Below are 17,631 nucleotides of genomic sequence, written 5' to 3'. Positions count from 1 at the left end.
CCCCCGCAGAGCACGGCAAAATCACCCCTTTTTATCTGACGACCCCATCGAGGCAGACATGATTCTTTTCAAAACCACACAAGACAAAGTCCTGGCCGTACTGCAATCTGTCTGCGGCATCGTCGAGCGGCGCCACACCATGCCGATTCTGGCCAACGTGCTGCTGCACAAGGTGGGCAACGCGGTGCAGCTGACCACCAGCGATCTGGAAATTCAAATCCGCACCACCGCCGAGCTGGGCGGCGACGAGGGCGACTTTGCCACCACCATCGGCGCGCGCAAGCTGATGGACATCTTGAAAACCATGCCCGCCGACCAAACGGTGACGCTGGAGGCCAACGCCGACAAAATCTTGCTCAAAGGCGGCAAAAGCCGCTTTACCCTGCAGTCGCTGCCCGCGCCAGACTTCCCGCTGGTGCAAGAGGCCCCCAGCTTTGGCCCCACCTTCAGCGTGCCGCAAAAAACGCTCAAAGACCTGATGCACCAAGTCTCGTTTGCCATGGCGGTGCAAGACATTCGCTACTACCTGAACGGCATTTTGTTCGTGGCCGAGGGCAATACCCTGAGCCTGGTGGCCACCGACGGCCACCGCCTGGCCTGGGCCAGCGCCGAGCTGGATGTGCAGGTCGAGCCCAAGCAAGAAGTCATCCTGCCGCGCAAAACCGTCCTAGAGCTGCAACGCCTGCTGTCCGATGCCAGCGGCGACAACGCGCCGCGCATCACGCTGCAATTTGCCAACAACCAGGCCAAATTCAGCTTTGGTGGCATGGAATTTGTCACCAAACTGGTCGAGGGGAAATTCCCCGATTACCAGCGTGTCATCCCCGCCAACCACCACCAGCAAATCGTGCTGGGCCGCGCGGCGCTGCTGGCCAGCTTGCAGCGCACCGCCATCATGACCAGCGACAAATTCAAGGGCGTGAGCCTGACGGTGCAACCCGGCGTGCTGCGCGTGGCCAGCAACAACGCCGAGCAGGAAGAGGCCGTCGATGAGCTGGACATTGCCTACGACGGCCCGCAGATCGACATCGGCTTTAACGTCAGCTACCTGATTGATGTGCTGGCCAACATGGGCCAGGAGATGGTGCAAATCAACCTGCTGGACAGCAACAGCTCGGCCCTGATCACCGTGCCCGAGAGCGCACGGTTTAAATACGTCGTCATGCCCATGCGGCTTTGATAGCTACAAAACAAATAGCTTTTTGCGCTTGCAATAAGCTATTTTCTATACTATTTATTCTCCAGATTCAATTTATTCAAGCGCAACCCGCTCTTGAATTATGAGCAAAGGCTTTGTATGAGCGAGCAGCACAGCGACACCCTTCCCCTCCCCGAGAACCCCAGCGACGGCTACGGCGCGGGGGCCATCCAAATCCTGGAAGGGCTGGAAGCCGTGCGCAAACGCCCCGGCATGTACATCGGTGACACCAGCGACGGCACCGGCCTGCACCATTTGGTGTTTGAGGTGGTGGACAACTCCATCGACGAGGCGCTGGCCGGGCACTGCGACGACATTCTGGTCACCATCCATGCCGACGGTTCGCTGTCGGTCATCGACAACGGCCGGGGCATTCCCACGGCGGTGAAGATGGACGACAAGCACGAGCCCAAGCGCAGCGCGGCCGAAATCGCCCTGACCGAACTGCACGCAGGCGGCAAGTTCAACCAAAACAGCTACAAAGTGTCGGGCGGCCTGCACGGCGTGGGCGTGTCCTGCGTGAATGCGCTGTCCAGCTGGCTGAAGCTGACCGTGCGGCGCGATGGCAAAGCGTATGAAATTGATTTTTCGCGCGGCTTTGTGCAAAACCGGCTGATTGAAGTGGTCGATGGCTTTGAGACCTCGCCCATGCGCGTGCTGGGCGACAGCGACAAGCGCGGCACCAAAGTCCACTTTCTGCCCGACACCGAAATCTTTAAAGAAAACAACGAATTTCGCTACGAAATCCTGGCCAAGCGCCTGCGTGAACTGAGCTTTTTGAACAACGGCGTGCGCATCCGCCTGAAAGACGAGCGCGACGGCAAAGAGGATGATTTCTCGGGCGCTGGCGGCGTGAAGGGCTTTGTCCAATTCATCAACGGCACCAAAAAAGTGCTGCACCCCACCACCTTTTATGCCGAGGGCCATCGCCCGGCAGAAAGCTACGGCGGCATTCCCGGCACCGAAATCGGCGTGGAAGTGGCCATGCAATGGAACGACAGCTACGCCGAACAGGTGCTGTGCTTTACCAACAACATCCCCCAGCGCGACGGCGGCACCCACCTGACCGGCCTGCGCGCGGCCATGACGCGGGTGATTGGCAAATACATCGAGCAAAACGAGCTGGCCAAAAAAGCCAAGGTCGATGTCACCGGCGACGACATGCGCGAAGGCCTGTGCTGCGTGCTCTCGGTGAAAGTGCCCGAGCCCAAATTCAGCAGCCAAACCAAGGACAAGCTGGTGTCCAGCGAAGTGCGCGCGCCGGTGGAAGACATCGTCGGCAAGCTGCTGACCGAGTACCTGGAAGAAAACCCCAACGATGCCAAGGTGCTGTGCAACAAAATCATCGATGCCGCCCGCGCCCGTGAAGCCGCCCGCAAAGCCCGCGAAATGACGCGCCGCAAAGGCGTTTTGGACGGCATGGGCCTGCCCGGCAAACTGGCCGACTGCCAAGAAAAAGACCCGGCGCTGTGCGAAATCTACATCGTGGAGGGCGACTCGGCCGGCGGCTCGGCCAAGCAAGGGCGCGACCGCAAATTCCAGGCCATCCTGCCCCTGCGCGGCAAGATTTTGAACGTGGAAAAAGCGCGCTACGAAAAACTGCTCTCCAGCCAGGAAATCATCACCCTGATCACCGCGCTGGGCACCGGCATTGGCAAGGTCAGCGAAGACTCCAACAAAAGCAGCAGCGACGACTACAACCCCGACAAGCTGCGCTACCACCGCATCATCATCATGACCGACGCGGACGTGGACGGTGCGCACATCCGCACCCTGCTGCTCACCTTCTTCTACCGCCAGATGCCCGATCTGGTCGAGCGCGGCCACATCTACATCGCCCAGCCGCCGCTGTACAAGGTGAAAAACGGCAAGGAAGAGCTGTACCTGAAAGATGGCCCCGCGCTGAACCGCTACCTGCTCAAAATCGCCCTGCGCGATGCCAGCGTCAGCACCGGGGGCGCCAACCCGCGCACCATCGAGGGCGAAGAACTGCAGCGCCTGGCCGACATGCACCTGGCCGCCGAGAACGTGATTGAGCGCCTGTCTAACTTTATGGATGCTGAAGCCCTGCGGGCCATCGCCGATGGGGTGCAGATTCACCTAGAAACGCTGGCCGATGCTGCGGAATGCGCTCCTATTTTAGAAGCAAAACTGCGCGAGCTGACCACCACCGGCGTACCCGCCGCCGTCACCGCCGAGATCGACCCGCAAAGCGACAACCCCATTTTGCGCATCAGCCGCCACCACCACGGCAACATCAAAAGCTCCATCCTCACGCAAGAATTTGTGCGCAGCAGCGACTACGCCGCGCTCAGCGCCGAAGCGCAAAGCTTCAACGGCCTGCTACAAGACGGCGCCAAAGTCACGCGTGGCGAAGGCGACAAAGCCCGCACAGAAAAAGTCACCGACTTCCGCCAAGCCATGCAGTGGCTGATTCGCGAAGCCGAGCGCACCACCGCCCGCCAGCGCTACAAAGGCCTGGGCGAAATGAACCCCGAGCAGCTGTGGGAAACCACCATGGACCCCAACGTGCGCAGCCTGCTGCAAGTGCAGGTGGGCGACGCCATCGAGGCCGACCGCGTGTTCACCATGCTCATGGGCGACGAGGTCGAACCCCGCCGCGATTTCATCGAAACCAACGCCCTGCGGGCAGGCAATATTGACGTGTAGAGCGTTGCACACTTTGAAAAAATAACAGCCTCCAACTGGCTTCCGGCCCTTTTACAGCAAGGGCTGGAAGCTCTTTTTTTATGCAGTGCCCGCCCAAACGATGCCGCCGTGATAGCCATGCACCTTGAAGAACTCCAGCGCCTCTTGGCCGGTGGTGAAGACAGCCAGCACCAGTTCAAGCGCGAAATCACCCACCCGGACAGCTTGGCTGCCGAGCTGGTAGCCCTGTCCAACAGTGGCGGCGGGCAGATTTTTGTTGGGGTGGAAGACGATGGCCGGATCAGCGGCCTGAGCCCACAGCAGGTACGCGCTTTTAACCAGTTGCTCAGCAATACTGCCAGCAACAACGTGCGCCCACCCATCCACCCCAGCACCCAAAACATCGTTACCGAACAGGGTGTTGTCATCGTGGTGACGGTGGCTGCGGGCCTGAACCAGCCCTACATGGACGCACAGGGCCGCGTGTGGGTCAAGAACGGCGCAGACAAACGCCACGTCACCTCGCGTGAAGAAATGCAGCGCATGTTCTTGAACGCCGGGCTGATCCAGGCCGACACCCTGCCCGTGCCGGGCACCAGCGTGGCTGATATGGATTGGGCCGCTTTTGATGCCTACTACCGCAAACGCTTTAACCAACCCTGCCCCGAAGCCGAGCACACCGCCAGCCTTACCAGCCTGGGCCTGCTCAAAAACCAGCAACTGACCTTGGCCGGGGTGCTGCTGTTTGGCCTGCAGCCCCAGCGCTGGCTGCCCGTGTGCATGGTCAAAGCCGTGGCGTTCTATGGCAACTCGATTGGCGATACCCAGTACCAAGACAGCGAAGACATTGACGGCACCCTGAGCGCGCAGTTTCAGCGCAGCTTTGCCTTTATCAAGCGCAACTTGCACCACGTGCAAAACGGCAGGGGCTTTAACACCCTGGGCGAGCTGGAAGTGCCGCCCATCGCACTGGAAGAGCTGCTGGTCAACGCCCTGATGCACCGCGATTACTTTGACAGCGCCTCCATTCGCATCCTGGTGTTTCGTGACCGCATTGAAATCATCAGCCCCGGCCACCTGCCCGGCAACCTGAGCACCGAGGACATCCAGCACGGCAAAACCAAGCGCCGCAACCCCATCTTGAGCGAACACGCCGCCCACCTGCTGCCCTACCGGGGGCTGGGCAGCGGCATTCACCGGGCGCGCCAAGCCTGGCCGCAGATCGAGTTGCAAGACCACCGCAGCGGCAATGAATTTAGGGCCGTGGTGGCGCGGCCCAAGCCCACCACGCAAGTGATTGCACCCGCAGGCATAGGCGCAGAGGGGACTCGCCCACCAGCCACCCCCGAAGTCACCGACCCAGTCACCGACCTAGTCGCCGACCCAGTCGTGCGGTTGCTGCGGGTTTTGGTGGATGGCGCACTGCCACCTTCTGAAATACAGCACCGCCTTGGTCTCAAACATCGCCCCACCTTCCGTGCCAACTATTTGCATCCCGCGCTGGCGGCAGGCTGGGTAGAAATGACCCTCCCCGACAAACCCACCAGCCGCCTGCAGCGCTATCGGCTGACTGAGGCGGGGCAAGCGCTGGTGCCACCACAGCAGGGCCACAACCCATGAAGAGCGGCATTTCGCGCATCCGCAACCCGGTGATTGCCCGCGTATTCCGCGAGCTGGGCTTGACCGAACAATGGGGCAGCGGCATTAAGCGCATCTTTGAATCCGCCGCACAACAAGGCCTGCCCGAACCCCTGATTGAGGAAATAGCCACCGGTATTCGGTTGCGTATCTGGCTGGCACAGCCCCACGCGGCGGGACAAACGCCTGCCCCTGCGGATGACACCTCTATCCTGCAACGGCTAGAGTCACGGCTAGAGTCACGGCTAGAGTCAAAACTGGCAGCCAAGGTGCTCATGCACCTGACCACCCAGCCCATGGGTAAGGCCGATCTGGCCAAGGCACTGGGCCATACCACCGTATCGGGCGAGTTGCACAAGCAAATTCGCCGCCTGCTGGACTCAGGGCACATCGAAATGACCCTCCCCGACAAGCCCACCAGCCGCCTGCAGCGCTACCGGCTGACTGAGGCGGGGCAAGCGCTGGTGCAGCAGGAGCGCCCATGACCCAGCCCTGCATCCTGCACATCACACGCAACTTGCCCCCGCTGGTGGGTGGCATGGAGCGGCTGAACTGGCACATTGCCGTGAAACCAACCCTATGAAATCCAAAATTTTGATCGTCGGCGGAGCCGGCTATATCGGCTCTCACATGGTGCTGCGACTTGCCCAGGCGGGATACGACGTTGTAGTTTTCGACAACCTGAGCCATGGCCACCGGGATGCCGTGCTGGCTGGAGAGCTGGTCGTGGGCGATCTGGCCGACCGGGCCATGCTGGCGCGCCTGTTCGCTGCCCACCGCTTTGATGCGGTGATGCACTTTGCGTCCTCCATCCAAGTAGGGGAATCTGTGCAGCAGCCTGCCCGCTACTACGCCAACAACGTGGGCAACACCATCCACCTGGTAGAGGCCATGATCGAACACGGCGTGCAGCGCCTGATCTTTTCTTCGACTGCCGCTATTTTTGGTGATCCGATCCGCATTCCCATCGATGAGACGCACCCACGCCAGCCGGTCAATCCCTATGGCTGGAGCAAATCCATGGTGGAGCAGATACTGGCCGATTGCGACTGCGCGCACGGTTTGCGCTCTGTGGCATTGCGCTATTTCAACGCTGCGGGCGCACACCCCGATGGCCTACTGGGGGAGCGCCACGACCCCGAGACACACCTGATCCCACTGGTGCTGCAGGCGGCATCCGGGCGAAGAACACATATTGGCGTGTTTGGCACCGATTACGACACCCCCGACGGCACCTGCATCCGCGACTACATCCACGTGCAAGACTTGGTCGAGGCCCACCTGCTGGCGCTGGATTGGCTGCTGCAGGGAAAAGCCTCCACCGCTTTCAACTTAGGCAATGGGCACGGCTTTTCGATTCGTGAAGTGATTCATGCCGTAGAAACCGTCACCGGCCAGCGTGTGGCCGTGCAAGATTTACCTCGCCGCCCCGGCGACCCCGCCATCCTGGTGGCCGACAGCACCCGCGCCCGCGCTGCGCTGGGCTGGCAACCGCAATACACCGATTTGCACGACATCGTGCGGCATGCGTGGATGTGGGAGCGCAAACGATTCAGCCCCACCTTGCAGCCTTTGGATGGGGCTGAAACTCAAAACTAATAGCTCTTTGCGCTTACTGAATAAGGGCTAAATGCCAATTTGAAGCTTAAAACGTATGCGCTAGGTGATGCTGGCTACACGCCAACCCACCCACCAGACTGCAAAACCACTCACTTTATACAAGCGCCTGCCACTTAAAAATAAAAGGTTTCAAGCACTTTTGATGCCAAAACCCTTATTTATCAAGCGCAAGCAGCTTAATTTTTAGAAGCACATTGGCTGCGCTAAAACGAATCCAGCGCGACAAAGCCCACGGGCTGGGCTGTTTGCGCGTCAATAGCACCATCTACGTGGTTTGGCAAGAAGGGAAAGCGATTTTTTGATAGCTACTTTCGCCTGCTAAATAAGGGCGGATTTAAATCTGAAGAGCAACACCCGGTGTTCAGTGAATGAGGGTGGAGTATTGCGGGCTATTCAGGAGCAGCTCCCCGTAAAGCTCCAGCGGTGATCGTACCCTGAGTCCCTTGCGCGGGCGACCATTGATCTGGTCGTAGGCAGACTCTGGCGCATCGGCGGGGCAATGCCATTGAGCTTGTCAGTGAAGGCCTGCAGCACGTTCGCGGCGCTAGCGGGCTTGGGGTGAGGCAGCTTGACCAGGATCAGCAGCGGGCTAGTGCGCTCGACCAAGGTACCCACTGCGCTGGCATTGCCTTCGCCCTTGATGAGGTCGCCCTCCCAGTGGCCTGGAAACTGGTGATCCTACACCTCGGGCGGAAGCAGGTGGATGCTGAGCATATCGGGGATCTGGCCACGCCGGTTTTGGCCCTTACTGCGTGGCGCAGGCAGGCGATCAGCTCCTTGCAAAGCTCACCCACGGGTTGGGCATAGATGCAGTTGCAGATGGTTTCGTGCGACACGCGAAGCTCATGGCGATTGGGGTAGATGCGCGCCAGTGCCAGGGCAATCTGTTGGGGCGACCAGCGCTGTCGCAGCAAGTGCTGCACAAGGTCAAACAAGATAGTGTCCTTGTGCAGTTTACGCATCGGCGGCCCTATCTGCGGCACAGCTGGTAGCTTTGCTGGCCCGCATTGCTGCTGTACTGGCCAGCTGAGGAGTTGCAGCGCAGTTCACTGCGATGGTGCTGGCCGAGCGGCTGAGAACGCTGGCGATCTCACACGAACACTGTAGTTTTGCTGCTTGAGGCTGGCGAGGGTCACACGGTCTTCGGGTTGGAGTTGGCGGTAGATTCTGGGCTGCTGCGACATCTGCATACCTTACGGCAGGTCAGGTATTGCACTTCAGATTTGAATCCGCCTTTTTTGATTCTTCATGATATTCGTCGTCAATATTCACATTCCATATAGCTGACTTATCTGATTCCCCACACAAAATAGCTTCAACTGCCAGCTTTGCTGTAAGCATGGAATGATCTTGATTGTTATAACGGTGCATTCCATTACGACCAATAAGGTAAAGATTACTAAAATTATCCAACCATTCACGCACCTGTGGAAATTCTTGGTAGGCTCCAAAATAGGCCGGATATGTCTTTGGTACGCGTACCACTGTGCCATCTAGCACGTCACGCTGATCAATCATTCCAATTTTTTCCAACTCACTAGCAGCAAAAATACGCATTTGTTCATCGCTCATGCACCACAAATCATCGCCTTCTTGGCAAAAATATTCAAGGCCAAGCCAAACATTTTCTGAGTCAGCAACCAAATCTGGACTCCAGTTATTAAACACCTGCAAGCGGCCAATGCGCACATCACGCTCTTGTATATAAATCCAGTTATCTGCAGGCATGTTGGTGCTTGATGCACTACGCGCCTGAGAATTAGCACGCATACGTGATAGCAGCAAACCCACTGTAATAAAATCCCGGTAGGGTAGCTCGGTAGCGATTCTTTCTATTTTCTCTGGCGCAGGTGGATTCATCCCAGAAACCAAATCTTTTATCGGCATTGTTGAAATAAAATAATCCGCATTAAGTTCCTGCCTAATTCCAGCATTACTCTCCACAAGCACTGCATTTACTCTCTCATTTTTATTTGCAATCGATACAACTTTCGTTTCATACCTAATCTCCCCTCCTAAAGCAACAATCTGCCGAGCCACCTCTTCCCATAATTGCCCAGGACCGAGCCGAGGATAAAGAAATTTCTCAATCAAACTTGTTTTTGTTGCTGCTGTATTTTTTCCAAAAAGACGCCTCAATGCATGACGAAGAGCTTCAAAAACAGAAAGTCCTTTAATTCGTTGCGCCCCCCACTCAGCACTGATGCGATCACAAGAAATCCCCCAGACCTTTTCTGTATAGTCTTTGAAAAAAGTCTGATACAACTCAGCACCAAAACGGTTAATAAAAAAATCTTCCAATGACTTTTCCAATCGCCGAGGGAACAGCATCGCCAAGACATAGCTAAAACCTATGCGAACCAATCTCAATAAACCCAAATTAGACAATGTTGCCCCATTTAGCTTTATTGGGTAATCAAAATATTTTCGCAAAAAATAAATACGAGACAGACGATCTCGCACAAGCATCATCTTGCCTTGTGCAATTTTTTTTTCCGCCCCAGATAAATCTGCATTAACTTGACGACGCTGACCTTGATAAGCAATTTCTACATCTTTTTCACTGGCTGATATAGGCAAAATCTCATTCCACCAATTCATAACCCAATCGCTTTTAGAGAAAAAGCGATGGCCGCCAATATCCATGCGATTTCCTTTATAAACAATGGTGCGCGAAATTCCGCCCACGCTATCTGATGCCTCCAAAACAATAGGCACCATACGTCCATCACGGGCCAGCTCTAGTGCTGCAGTTAATCCGGCAGGGCCGGCTCCAATGATGATGACCACGGGTTTTTTCATATCAAATCCTTTCGGAACAAAATTTTTTAGGTGCCATTTCGAAACAATAACAACTTTCGCAATGCAAAATTAAATACAAAGGTTCCCCCTGCAGCTGATATTTTACTGAGTTCCGGCTGTATTTTTAAAACCTCAATTCCGACCAAAAGAACCGACTCGGTTACACCCAACCCCAAAATACCAATAAACAAAAAGCTCACAAATTCTATAGCAGGCGACTGACCAAGCGAACGATTTTTAAAAACAAAAAGAATACTCAACCACCAAACCGATGCCACACCAGCAGAAAACCCCAAAATTGCCGCAAAAAACCAGGAAGCCCCCCCCAAGCGCATCGCTACTGAAAACAGACTCAGATCAATCAAAAGCCCAATCAAAGAAACTAAAAAATACCGTGCCAGTTCGTTTGCTAACAGGCTATTTTTGCCAACATTTGTATTAATAATTTTACTTATATTAAAACTCATTTTTTTATTATTCTTCACTATGGGTAAAAAAATCTGTGCAGCGATACAAGTAGTAATTAATCTGCCGATCGCCCTTACTTCCACCCATAATTGACCATGTCCCTTGGGGTGCGGTTTGAAGTCGGTCAGTAAGAACAAGATAATCTGGTCCAGCACCATTAGCGCACAGCGTATTTATTTGCTGATCATCTACAGAGCATGCATTGTTGCTATTCAAGTTATTTAGCAGACTGCAAATTTGCTTTTGCATATAAAATATATCAAACATTTTTTGGCGACGTACTACTTCAACTGCAGTACCCCGGTTAAATGCTATACCAGCCGCTTGTTGTGAATTGACGAAGCTGGGCCTGTTTAAAATAATCCAAGATGCCAACAGTTCATCTTCCCAAAATACCTGAACCCCTGGCTCAAGCGAAACACCAAACAAATTGGGAGAATATTGGGCTGACTCGATATAATTTGTCCATTTACTACGCCTATCCCACACATCTACTGTATGGGTCAGTGCAAGAAGAAGAACAGCGACAAGTACAATACGCAAGTATCTAACCCGCTCCCAAGCGATTAAACCCAAATAGATGAGTATCCCCGCCACTAATGGGTAGCTGGCCAACATGAATTCTGGCCGCACGGCTTCGCGCACACCCTCCATACGTGCATAAATCATCCAAACGCCTTGAGCATATTTGGCCAGTCCTAAAACCAGTGTTAACCAAGCAAAACCGCGCAACGTACGCACCAACCACGGAGAAACCGTTACCATCAAACGCGGCCATACAAGATACAGTGGGATCATGGCCAAGATTGCCAATGGAGAGGGAGCAATCGCACCCAGTGGCACCCCATAGACTACGATCGCTAACAAGAGTGCTAGGCGTGGACTAAAGCTGTAATCAGAGCGCCACTGCATTATCAGTAACCAAGGTACACTGGCCATAGCAAGCCAGTGCAGCAACCACTGAGTGCGCCACAATTGCAGGCCTGTTGGCAAAACCAAACCAAAAAAATCAGCCAAAACTAAGGTCGCCAACATACCCAGCACAGTCGCAATGATGGCACCTCGCATGACGGATTGAAGGCGACCAGTAGCACGCTGTATCACCAGCCAACCCAGAAAAATATCCGTTAACCAATAGCCCCAAGCTTCATACTGCCAGGATGAGATAAACACTTGAGGTGTTAGCTCGGCAATTTGGTTATGCCACCATGGATCGTGACGTATGACCAATTGATTAAAAGGCACAATACCCCAAAAACCTAGACCAACTATTGGTATGGCTAGCCACAGCAAGTGCCACCAGCGCTTGTCTTGCCAGACCAGTACGCCAAAGGCCAGCATGGGGATGGCTAAGGCTTGCAACGGATGGATGCTGGCGGCCAACAGCCAACATATGGCGGCGAGCCAGCGCCGATTAACAAGCCAAGCTGTTAAAGTAGCCAACACCAAAGGCTCTGCAATCGAACGCCCTGAAAAAAAAGGCTCTGCATAAGAAAAAATAAGATGCCCACCGTAACCCGCAGGCAGTATAAGTACAGCCAATAACGCATAAAACCGCTGCTCAGCAATAAACAGTGTGCGTAGCAGGGCGAATGATGCAGCTGTAAAAGCAGAGAGAGCTATCAGTGTCAGCGTTAAAAAAATTTCTGCTGGACGAAAGTAGTTCAGTAGCCAAGCGACTAGTTCAGGGAAAAAGGTATATTGGCTTTGACTGCCGTAAGAAAAAAATAAATCTTGTGCAAACTGTTGTGGTTCGCGTACCAGCAGGGCCTGCCCCAAATACAGAACGCTGTCGTGGCGTATGCCATGGTAAGGATGCAAATACAAGAGCCAAAAAACTGCTAACGAGATCGCAGCCAAACGGGCACTATGGGGTGAATTTTGCATACTTAAAAAAAGCGGCCGAAGCCGCTTTCATTTTTTCCTAAGATTTCTTTTAACGGCAAGAACCAGGAGCCCACTTTGCCGGCGTAGCCACGCAAGCCCATGAAGAAATACCGTTCGTGCCTGCTGCAGTAGGTGTCAATTTAACCTCCACAGCTGTGCCATCGATAGTCCCCCCAGCAGTAACTTCACCGGACGTCGCATTGACGCTCAGAGTCGATACAAATTTTGTAGAAGTGAAAGAACTACCACAAGTGTCAAGATTTGAAAAACCGGACGACTGGACAATTTCGGTCACACAGGTACGAGCACTAGATGCAGCCAAAACTACTTCCGATACTTTGGCCTTAGCCGTGTAATCCTGATAAGCCGGCAAAGCCACGGCAGCCAAAATACCAATAATCGCCACGACGATCATCAGTTCGATCAGGGTAAAACCCTTTTGCACAGAACGCATAGTACGTTTCATAACAAGCTCCTTAGAGTGAGTAAAAAATGAAAACGCAAAGGTTTAAGCAAAGACCGTGCCAACTTTTCTCGCACTGGGCAAACCCTGGCGACAAGGCCGTGTGTCGCAGGGCCAAAGGACAAAAAGCCATGGCTTTGTCGCCAAAAATCAGCGACACGCTGGTTTGTCGCGCAAAAATAACGACACGCGCGCGCTGGTAACGCCATGCTGTGGGCCCAGCGCCCGCTCTCTACAATGCCGCTATGTCTGCGCTGCCCTGCCCCCACCTTTCGATTAGCCTGCACACCGCCGCCATCTTGACGGGCCGCAGTGTGCGCACTTGGCAGCGGCGCATTGAAGAGGGCTTGGTGCCGCGCCTGGGCAGTGGTGTGCGGGCATTGGTGCCTTTTGAGGCGGTGCAGCAATCCATGGAGGGTGTGCCAGGCGAGGCAGCCAACGCTTGGAGTGCGCAGGATGTGCAAACCCTGGTGCGGGCCGACCAGGGCGAGGCGCTGGCCCAGGCGCAGATGGGCAGCCAGTTTGCATTGCTGGCCTTGCGCGGTGCTGCGCCAGCCACCCCGCCCGCGCCGGGGCACGACGCGGGGCGCATTGCCCACTATTTTTTGGAGCGGGCGGCCGAGCAGGCGCAGGCCGATGCCATGCACTGGCTGGGCCTGCTGTATGCGGCGGGGCTGGGGCCGGCCGGTGATGCCAGTGATGCGGATGCCAACAACAACGCCATGGCGCTGATGTGGATTGCCAAGGCCGCCGCGCATGGACATGCGATTGCCCGCCAGCAGTTGGCGGCTTTGTTGCCAAATGTGCCCAACTTGCCCGCTGGCGGCCAGGCTTAAAACGGTTGGGCAGTCCGGGCCTTCTCTTTTTTACAATCTAGCCATGACCTTTCTTGACATGCTGCGCGATGCCACGGCTCGCAACCATTCCTTGCTGTGCGTGGGCCTTGACCCCGAACCGGCCAAATTCCCCACCCACTGGCGCGGCGATGCTTCCAAAATTTTTGATTTTTGTGCTGCCATCGTGGATGCCACCGCCGATGTGGTGTGCGCTTTTAAGCCGCAAATTGCCTACTTTGCCGCCCATGGGGCGGAGGCGCAGTTAGAAAAGCTGATCGCCCATATGCGCAGCGTTGCGCCGCAGGTGCCGGTGATTTTGGACAGCAAGCGCGGCGATATTGGCTCCACCGCCGAGCAGTACGCGAAAGAGGCGTTTGAGCGCTACGGGGCGGATGCGGTGACGCTTTCGCCCTTTATGGGACTGGATTCGGTGCTGCCTTATTTGGAGTACGAGGGCAAAGGGGCCTTTTTGCTGTGCCGCACCTCCAACCCCGGCGGGGACGATTTTCAGGCGCAAACTTTGGCGAATGTGCCCGGCCAACCTACGCTGTTTGAGCACATTGCCCAGCTGGCGCAGGGGCCGTGGAACACCAATGGCCAGCTGGGCCTGGTGGTGGGGGCCACGCGCCCGCAAGAGATTGAGCGCGTGCGGGCGGTTGCGCCAACGCTGCCGCTGCTGATTCCTGGCGTGGGCGCACAGGGGGGTGATGCGGTGGCCACGGTGCAAGCGGCGCAAGGCGGGCCGATGGTGATTAATTCCTCGCGGGCGATTCTTTACGCCAGCGCGGAAATGGACTTTGCGACAGCAGCCCGGGCGGTTGCCCTGGAGACGCGCATTGCGTTGAACAACGCGGCGTTGCAGGCCTAAGTCACCGTTTTCAAGGGTTTTTCCTAGGAAAAAAAGTCCATGTTGCTGACAAAGCACCATGGACTTTTTTAACGACCTTGGATAAAAATAGAACTATCGTTCGTTTTTATCGTCAGCTTGAGAATTGCCTTTTGCAAGCCTCCTGGCAGACATCTGAAAGAGAGTTTTTCATGCAAGAGCGCGCCTGGCTGGCCCACTACCCCGAAGGCATCCCTGCCGAGATTGATCTGAGCCGCTACACCTCCTTGGTGGCGTTGATGGAGCAGGCTTTTGCCCAGCATGCGGGCCGGGTGGCGTTTAACTTTATGGGCAAGGACATGAGCTTTGCCGAGCTTGATCGTTTCAGCCAGGCGTTTGCCGCCTATTTGCAATCGCTGGGCTTGGCCCAAGGCGATCGTGTGGCGCTGATGATGCCCAACGTGCCCCAGTACCCGGTGGCCGTGGCAGCGGTGCTGCGGGCCGGGTTGGTGATTGTGAACGTCAATCCGCTGTACACCGCCCGCGAGCTGGAGCACCAGTTGAAGGATTCGGGGGCCAAGGCCATCGTCATCATCGAAAACTTTGCAAGCACTTTGCAGCAATGCATTGCCAACACGCAAATTCAGCATGTAGTGCTGTGCAGCATGGGCGACACCCTGGGCTGGTTCAAGGGCACGCTGGTCAATCACGTGGTGCGCAACGTCAAAAAGCTGGTGCCGCCGTTTGCACTGCCCCAGGCCGTGGCCTACAAAGACGCACTGCACAAAGGCGAAAGCGCCCCCTTTACCCGCCCCGAGATTGGGCCAGACGATATTGCCGTGCTGCAGTACACGGGCGGCACCACCGGGGTATCCAAGGGCGCAGTGCTGCTGCACCGCAACGTGATTGCCAACGTGCTGCAGGCCGAGGCCTGGTACGGCCCCGTGCTCAAGGACTTGCTGGCCGGTGGCGAACAAATCATCAGTGTGTGTGCCCTGCCGCTGTACCACATCTTCGCGTTTACGGTGAACATGATGCTGTCGATGCACATTGGCGGCAAAAACATCTTGATCCCCAATCCGCGCGATTTGAAAGCGACGCTCAAAGAGCTGTCCAAGCAGCGCTTTCACACCTTCCCGGCGGTCAATACCCTGTTCAACGGCTTGGCCCACCACCCGGATTTTGACTCGGTCGATTGGAGCCACCTGAAGGTATCGGTCGGCGGCGGCATGGCCGTGCAAAGCGCGGTGGCCAAGCTGTGGCTGGAGAAAACCGGTTGCCCCATTTGCGAAGGCTATGGCTTGTCAGAGACCAGCCCCATCGTCTCGTGCAACCCGGTGGCGGGCAAAGCGTTTACCGGCACCATTGGCTTGCCGGTGCCCAGCACGGATGTGATTTTGGTGGATGACGATGGCTTTGCCGTCCACGGCCAATCGGGCGAAATTGCCGTCAAAGGCCCGCAGGTGATGGCCGGTTACTGGCAGCGCCCCGATGAAACCGCCCGCGTTATGACCCCGGATGGCTATTTCCGCACTGGCGACATTGGCATCATGGACGAGCGCGGTTACTTCACCATCATTGACCGCAAAAAGGACATGGTGCTGGTCAGCGGCTTTAACGTCTATCCCAACGAGGTGGAAGAGGTGATTGCGCAAATGCCCGGTGTGCTGGAATGCGCTGTGGTCGGCGTGCCAGACGAAAAAACCGGCGAGGCCGTCAAGCTGGTCGTCGTGGTGAACAGTCCGCAGATTACCGAGCAAGCCATTCGCGACTTCTGCAAAGGCAAGCTGACCAATTACAAGCACCCCAAGATCATTGAATTTCGCCAGGAACTGCCTAAAACCCCCGTCGGCAAGGTGCTGCGCCGCGAGCTGCGCCAAAGCCAAGCGTAAGCGCCGACCTGTGGTCTAAGGCGGCAGCCAAGCCACAATCAGGGACAATCCGGGCCGGGCCTCTCGTTGCGGGAGGCCCGGTTTTTTGCTTCTGCGCCCTGCGCCTTTTTTTTGCCTGTCTTGCCATGCCCCTTGCCATTGTTAGCGCCCTGCCTGAAGAACAACAGGGCCTGCAGCTGCTGCTGACCCACACCACCACCGAACGCCATGCGGGGCGCACCTTTACCCGGGGCATGTTCCATGGGCAAGAAGTGGTGCTGGCCTTGAGCGGCATCGGCAAAGTGGCCGCTGCCACCACCACGGCGGTGTTGATGGAGCGTTTTGCCATTCAGCGTTTGGTTTTTACCGGTGTGGCCGGTGGGCTGGCCCCGCACGTGCGGGTGGGCGATGTGGTCGTGGCCACGCAGTTTGTGCAGCACGATATGGATGTGCGCCCCTTGTTTACCCGCTGGCAGGTGCCCGGCTACGCCGCGCCGCATTTTGATTGCGATGCGCAGCTTACCCAGGCGCTGGCGCATGCGGCGGCGCAGTGCATCAGCGCCGCACAGCAGTGGCAGTTGCCTTTGCTGGCAGGCCATGCGCCACAAGTCCACCACGGGCTGATTGCCAGCGGCGACCAATTTATTGTGGCGGCCAATACCTCGCAGCGCATTCACAGCGAGTTGCAGGCGGCCGGCTACCCGGTGCTGGCGGTAGAGATGGAGGGCGCAGCCATTGCCCAAACCTGCGCCGATTACGGCCTGCCCTTTGCGGCGGTGCGCACCATTTCTGACCGGGCGGACGACAGCGCCCACTTGGATTTCCCCTCGTTTGTGCAGTCGGTGGCCAGCCGCTATGCGCTGGAGATGATGCAGGCGTTGCTTAAAAATAAATAGCTGCTTGCGCTTTAATTTAAAGCGTTAAGCAGCTATTTTTAGATAAATTAAAGCAAATACGTGCGTAAAGCGCTCTTATTTTAATAGGGCTGGTGGGGCTTGCCTGTGCCCGCTGGCCCCCTCCACCTGAAAGATGGAGATGGCTTGCACCAACTCTTGACTCTGGCTGTTTAAGCTGGTGGCAGCCGCCGCCATTTCTTCGACCAGTGCGGCGTTTTGCTGGGTGACTTGGTCCATTTGCGTAATCGCCTCGCCCACTTGGATGACCCCTTCGGCCTGCTCGCGGCTGGCGTTGCTGATGGCGCTGACGATGGTGTTCACCTTGCCAATTGCGCCCACCATTTCTTGCATCGTCTCGCCCGTTTGCTGGGCCAAGGCATTGCCCGCGCCCACGCGCTGCACGCTGTCTTGACATCCTCCCCCACCTTAGCCTTCGGCCACCGCTTGCGCGGGAAGGAGGGGGATTCCTACGGTGCT

13 protein-coding genes and 2 pseudogenes are annotated in these 17,631 nt (G+C 56.2%); 9 read left to right on the top strand and 6 right to left on the bottom strand.

Features of this window, described 5'->3' with window-relative positions; translation table 11 throughout:
* Positions 1 to 58: 58 nt before the first annotated feature.
* The 5 genes and pseudogenes from dnaN (at position 59) to galE (ending at position 7,084) form a co-directional block, all read left to right on the top strand.
* Positions 59 to 1,180 carry a DNA polymerase III subunit beta gene (dnaN, locus tag ACFO24_RS11660; RefSeq protein WP_207573993.1) on the top strand — a complete coding sequence of 374 codons (1,122 nt, stop codon included), beginning with the start codon at positions 59 to 61 and terminating at the stop codon, positions 1,178 to 1,180.
* Between the two features lie 162 nt (positions 1,181 to 1,342).
* A pseudogene (gene gyrB, locus ACFO24_RS11655) lies at positions 1,343 to 3,868 on the top strand (DNA topoisomerase (ATP-hydrolyzing) subunit B); the annotation flags it as partial.
* A gap of 117 nt (positions 3,869 to 3,985) precedes the next feature.
* Positions 3,986 to 5,467 (top strand): Fic family protein, encoded by a 1,482-nt coding sequence (locus ACFO24_RS11650; RefSeq protein WP_377738503.1) that lies wholly within the window; start codon positions 3,986 to 3,988, stop codon positions 5,465 to 5,467.
* On the top strand, positions 5,464 to 5,970 hold the full coding sequence (locus ACFO24_RS11645) for an ATP-binding protein (RefSeq protein ID WP_377738502.1): 507 nt from the start codon (positions 5,464 to 5,466) through the stop codon (positions 5,968 to 5,970). The genes ACFO24_RS11650 and ACFO24_RS11645 overlap by 4 nt, the downstream gene beginning before the upstream one ends.
* 94 nt (positions 5,971 to 6,064) lie before the next feature.
* Positions 6,065 to 7,084 (top strand): UDP-glucose 4-epimerase GalE, encoded by a 1,020-nt coding sequence (gene galE, locus ACFO24_RS11640; protein WP_377738501.1) that lies wholly within the window; start codon positions 6,065 to 6,067, stop codon positions 7,082 to 7,084.
* A gap of 382 nt (positions 7,085 to 7,466) precedes the next feature.
* On the opposite strand, the pseudogene ACFO24_RS13345 reads toward galE, so the two are convergent.
* From ACFO24_RS13345 to ACFO24_RS11620, 5 genes and pseudogenes are all read right to left on the bottom strand, one after another.
* Positions 7,467 to 8,289: pseudogene (locus ACFO24_RS13345) on the bottom strand (IS30 family transposase).
* A 19-nt stretch (positions 8,290 to 8,308) separates the two neighbouring features.
* Complete coding sequence (locus ACFO24_RS11635; RefSeq protein ID WP_377738500.1) at positions 8,309 to 9,907, bottom strand: NAD(P)/FAD-dependent oxidoreductase; 1,599 nt, start codon at positions 9,905 to 9,907, stop codon at positions 8,309 to 8,311.
* A 26-nt stretch (positions 9,908 to 9,933) separates the two neighbouring features.
* Complete coding sequence (locus tag ACFO24_RS11630) at positions 9,934 to 10,392, bottom strand: GtrA family protein (protein WP_377738499.1); 459 nt, start codon at positions 10,390 to 10,392, stop codon at positions 9,934 to 9,936.
* Complete coding sequence (locus tag ACFO24_RS11625) at positions 10,382 to 12,262, bottom strand: hypothetical protein (RefSeq protein WP_377738498.1); 1,881 nt, start codon at positions 12,260 to 12,262, stop codon at positions 10,382 to 10,384. Before ACFO24_RS11625 ends, ACFO24_RS11630 begins: the two co-directional genes overlap by 11 nt.
* A gap of 49 nt (positions 12,263 to 12,311) precedes the next feature.
* Entirely contained in the window at positions 12,312 to 12,728 is a 417-nt protein-coding gene (locus ACFO24_RS11620) for a pilin (protein ID WP_377738497.1), read from the bottom strand.
* Between the two features lie 242 nt (positions 12,729 to 12,970).
* On the opposite strand from ACFO24_RS11620, the gene ACFO24_RS11615 reads away from it, so the two are divergent.
* From ACFO24_RS11615 to ACFO24_RS11600, 4 genes are all read left to right on the top strand, one after another.
* Positions 12,971 to 13,561, top strand: a complete 591-nt coding sequence (locus ACFO24_RS11615; protein WP_377738496.1) for an SEL1-like repeat protein — start codon at positions 12,971 to 12,973, stop codon at positions 13,559 to 13,561.
* A gap of 43 nt (positions 13,562 to 13,604) precedes the next feature.
* A complete protein-coding gene (gene pyrF, locus ACFO24_RS11610; RefSeq protein WP_377738495.1) occupies positions 13,605 to 14,429 on the top strand; it encodes an orotidine-5'-phosphate decarboxylase in 825 nt (274 codons plus the stop codon).
* Between the two features lie 170 nt (positions 14,430 to 14,599).
* On the top strand, positions 14,600 to 16,279 hold the full coding sequence (locus ACFO24_RS11605; protein ID WP_377738494.1) for a long-chain-fatty-acid--CoA ligase: 1,680 nt from the start codon (positions 14,600 to 14,602) through the stop codon (positions 16,277 to 16,279).
* Between the two features lie 125 nt (positions 16,280 to 16,404).
* On the top strand, positions 16,405 to 17,154 hold the full coding sequence (locus tag ACFO24_RS11600; RefSeq protein ID WP_207573983.1) for a 5'-methylthioadenosine/adenosylhomocysteine nucleosidase: 750 nt from the start codon (positions 16,405 to 16,407) through the stop codon (positions 17,152 to 17,154).
* 75 nt (positions 17,155 to 17,229) lie between these two features.
* On the opposite strand, the gene ACFO24_RS11595 is transcribed toward ACFO24_RS11600, so the two are convergent.
* Entirely contained in the window at positions 17,230 to 17,556 is a 327-nt protein-coding gene (locus ACFO24_RS11595; protein WP_377738493.1) for a methyl-accepting chemotaxis protein, read from the bottom strand.
* Positions 17,557 to 17,631: the final 75 nt, after the last annotated feature.

Origin of the sequence: Comamonas denitrificans, from assembly GCF_042654745.1 — a bacterium.
GTDB classification, from domain to species: Bacteria; Pseudomonadota; Gammaproteobacteria; order Burkholderiales; family Burkholderiaceae_C; genus Comamonas; species Comamonas denitrificans.
This window is presented reverse-complemented; position numbering and strand designations above follow the sequence as displayed.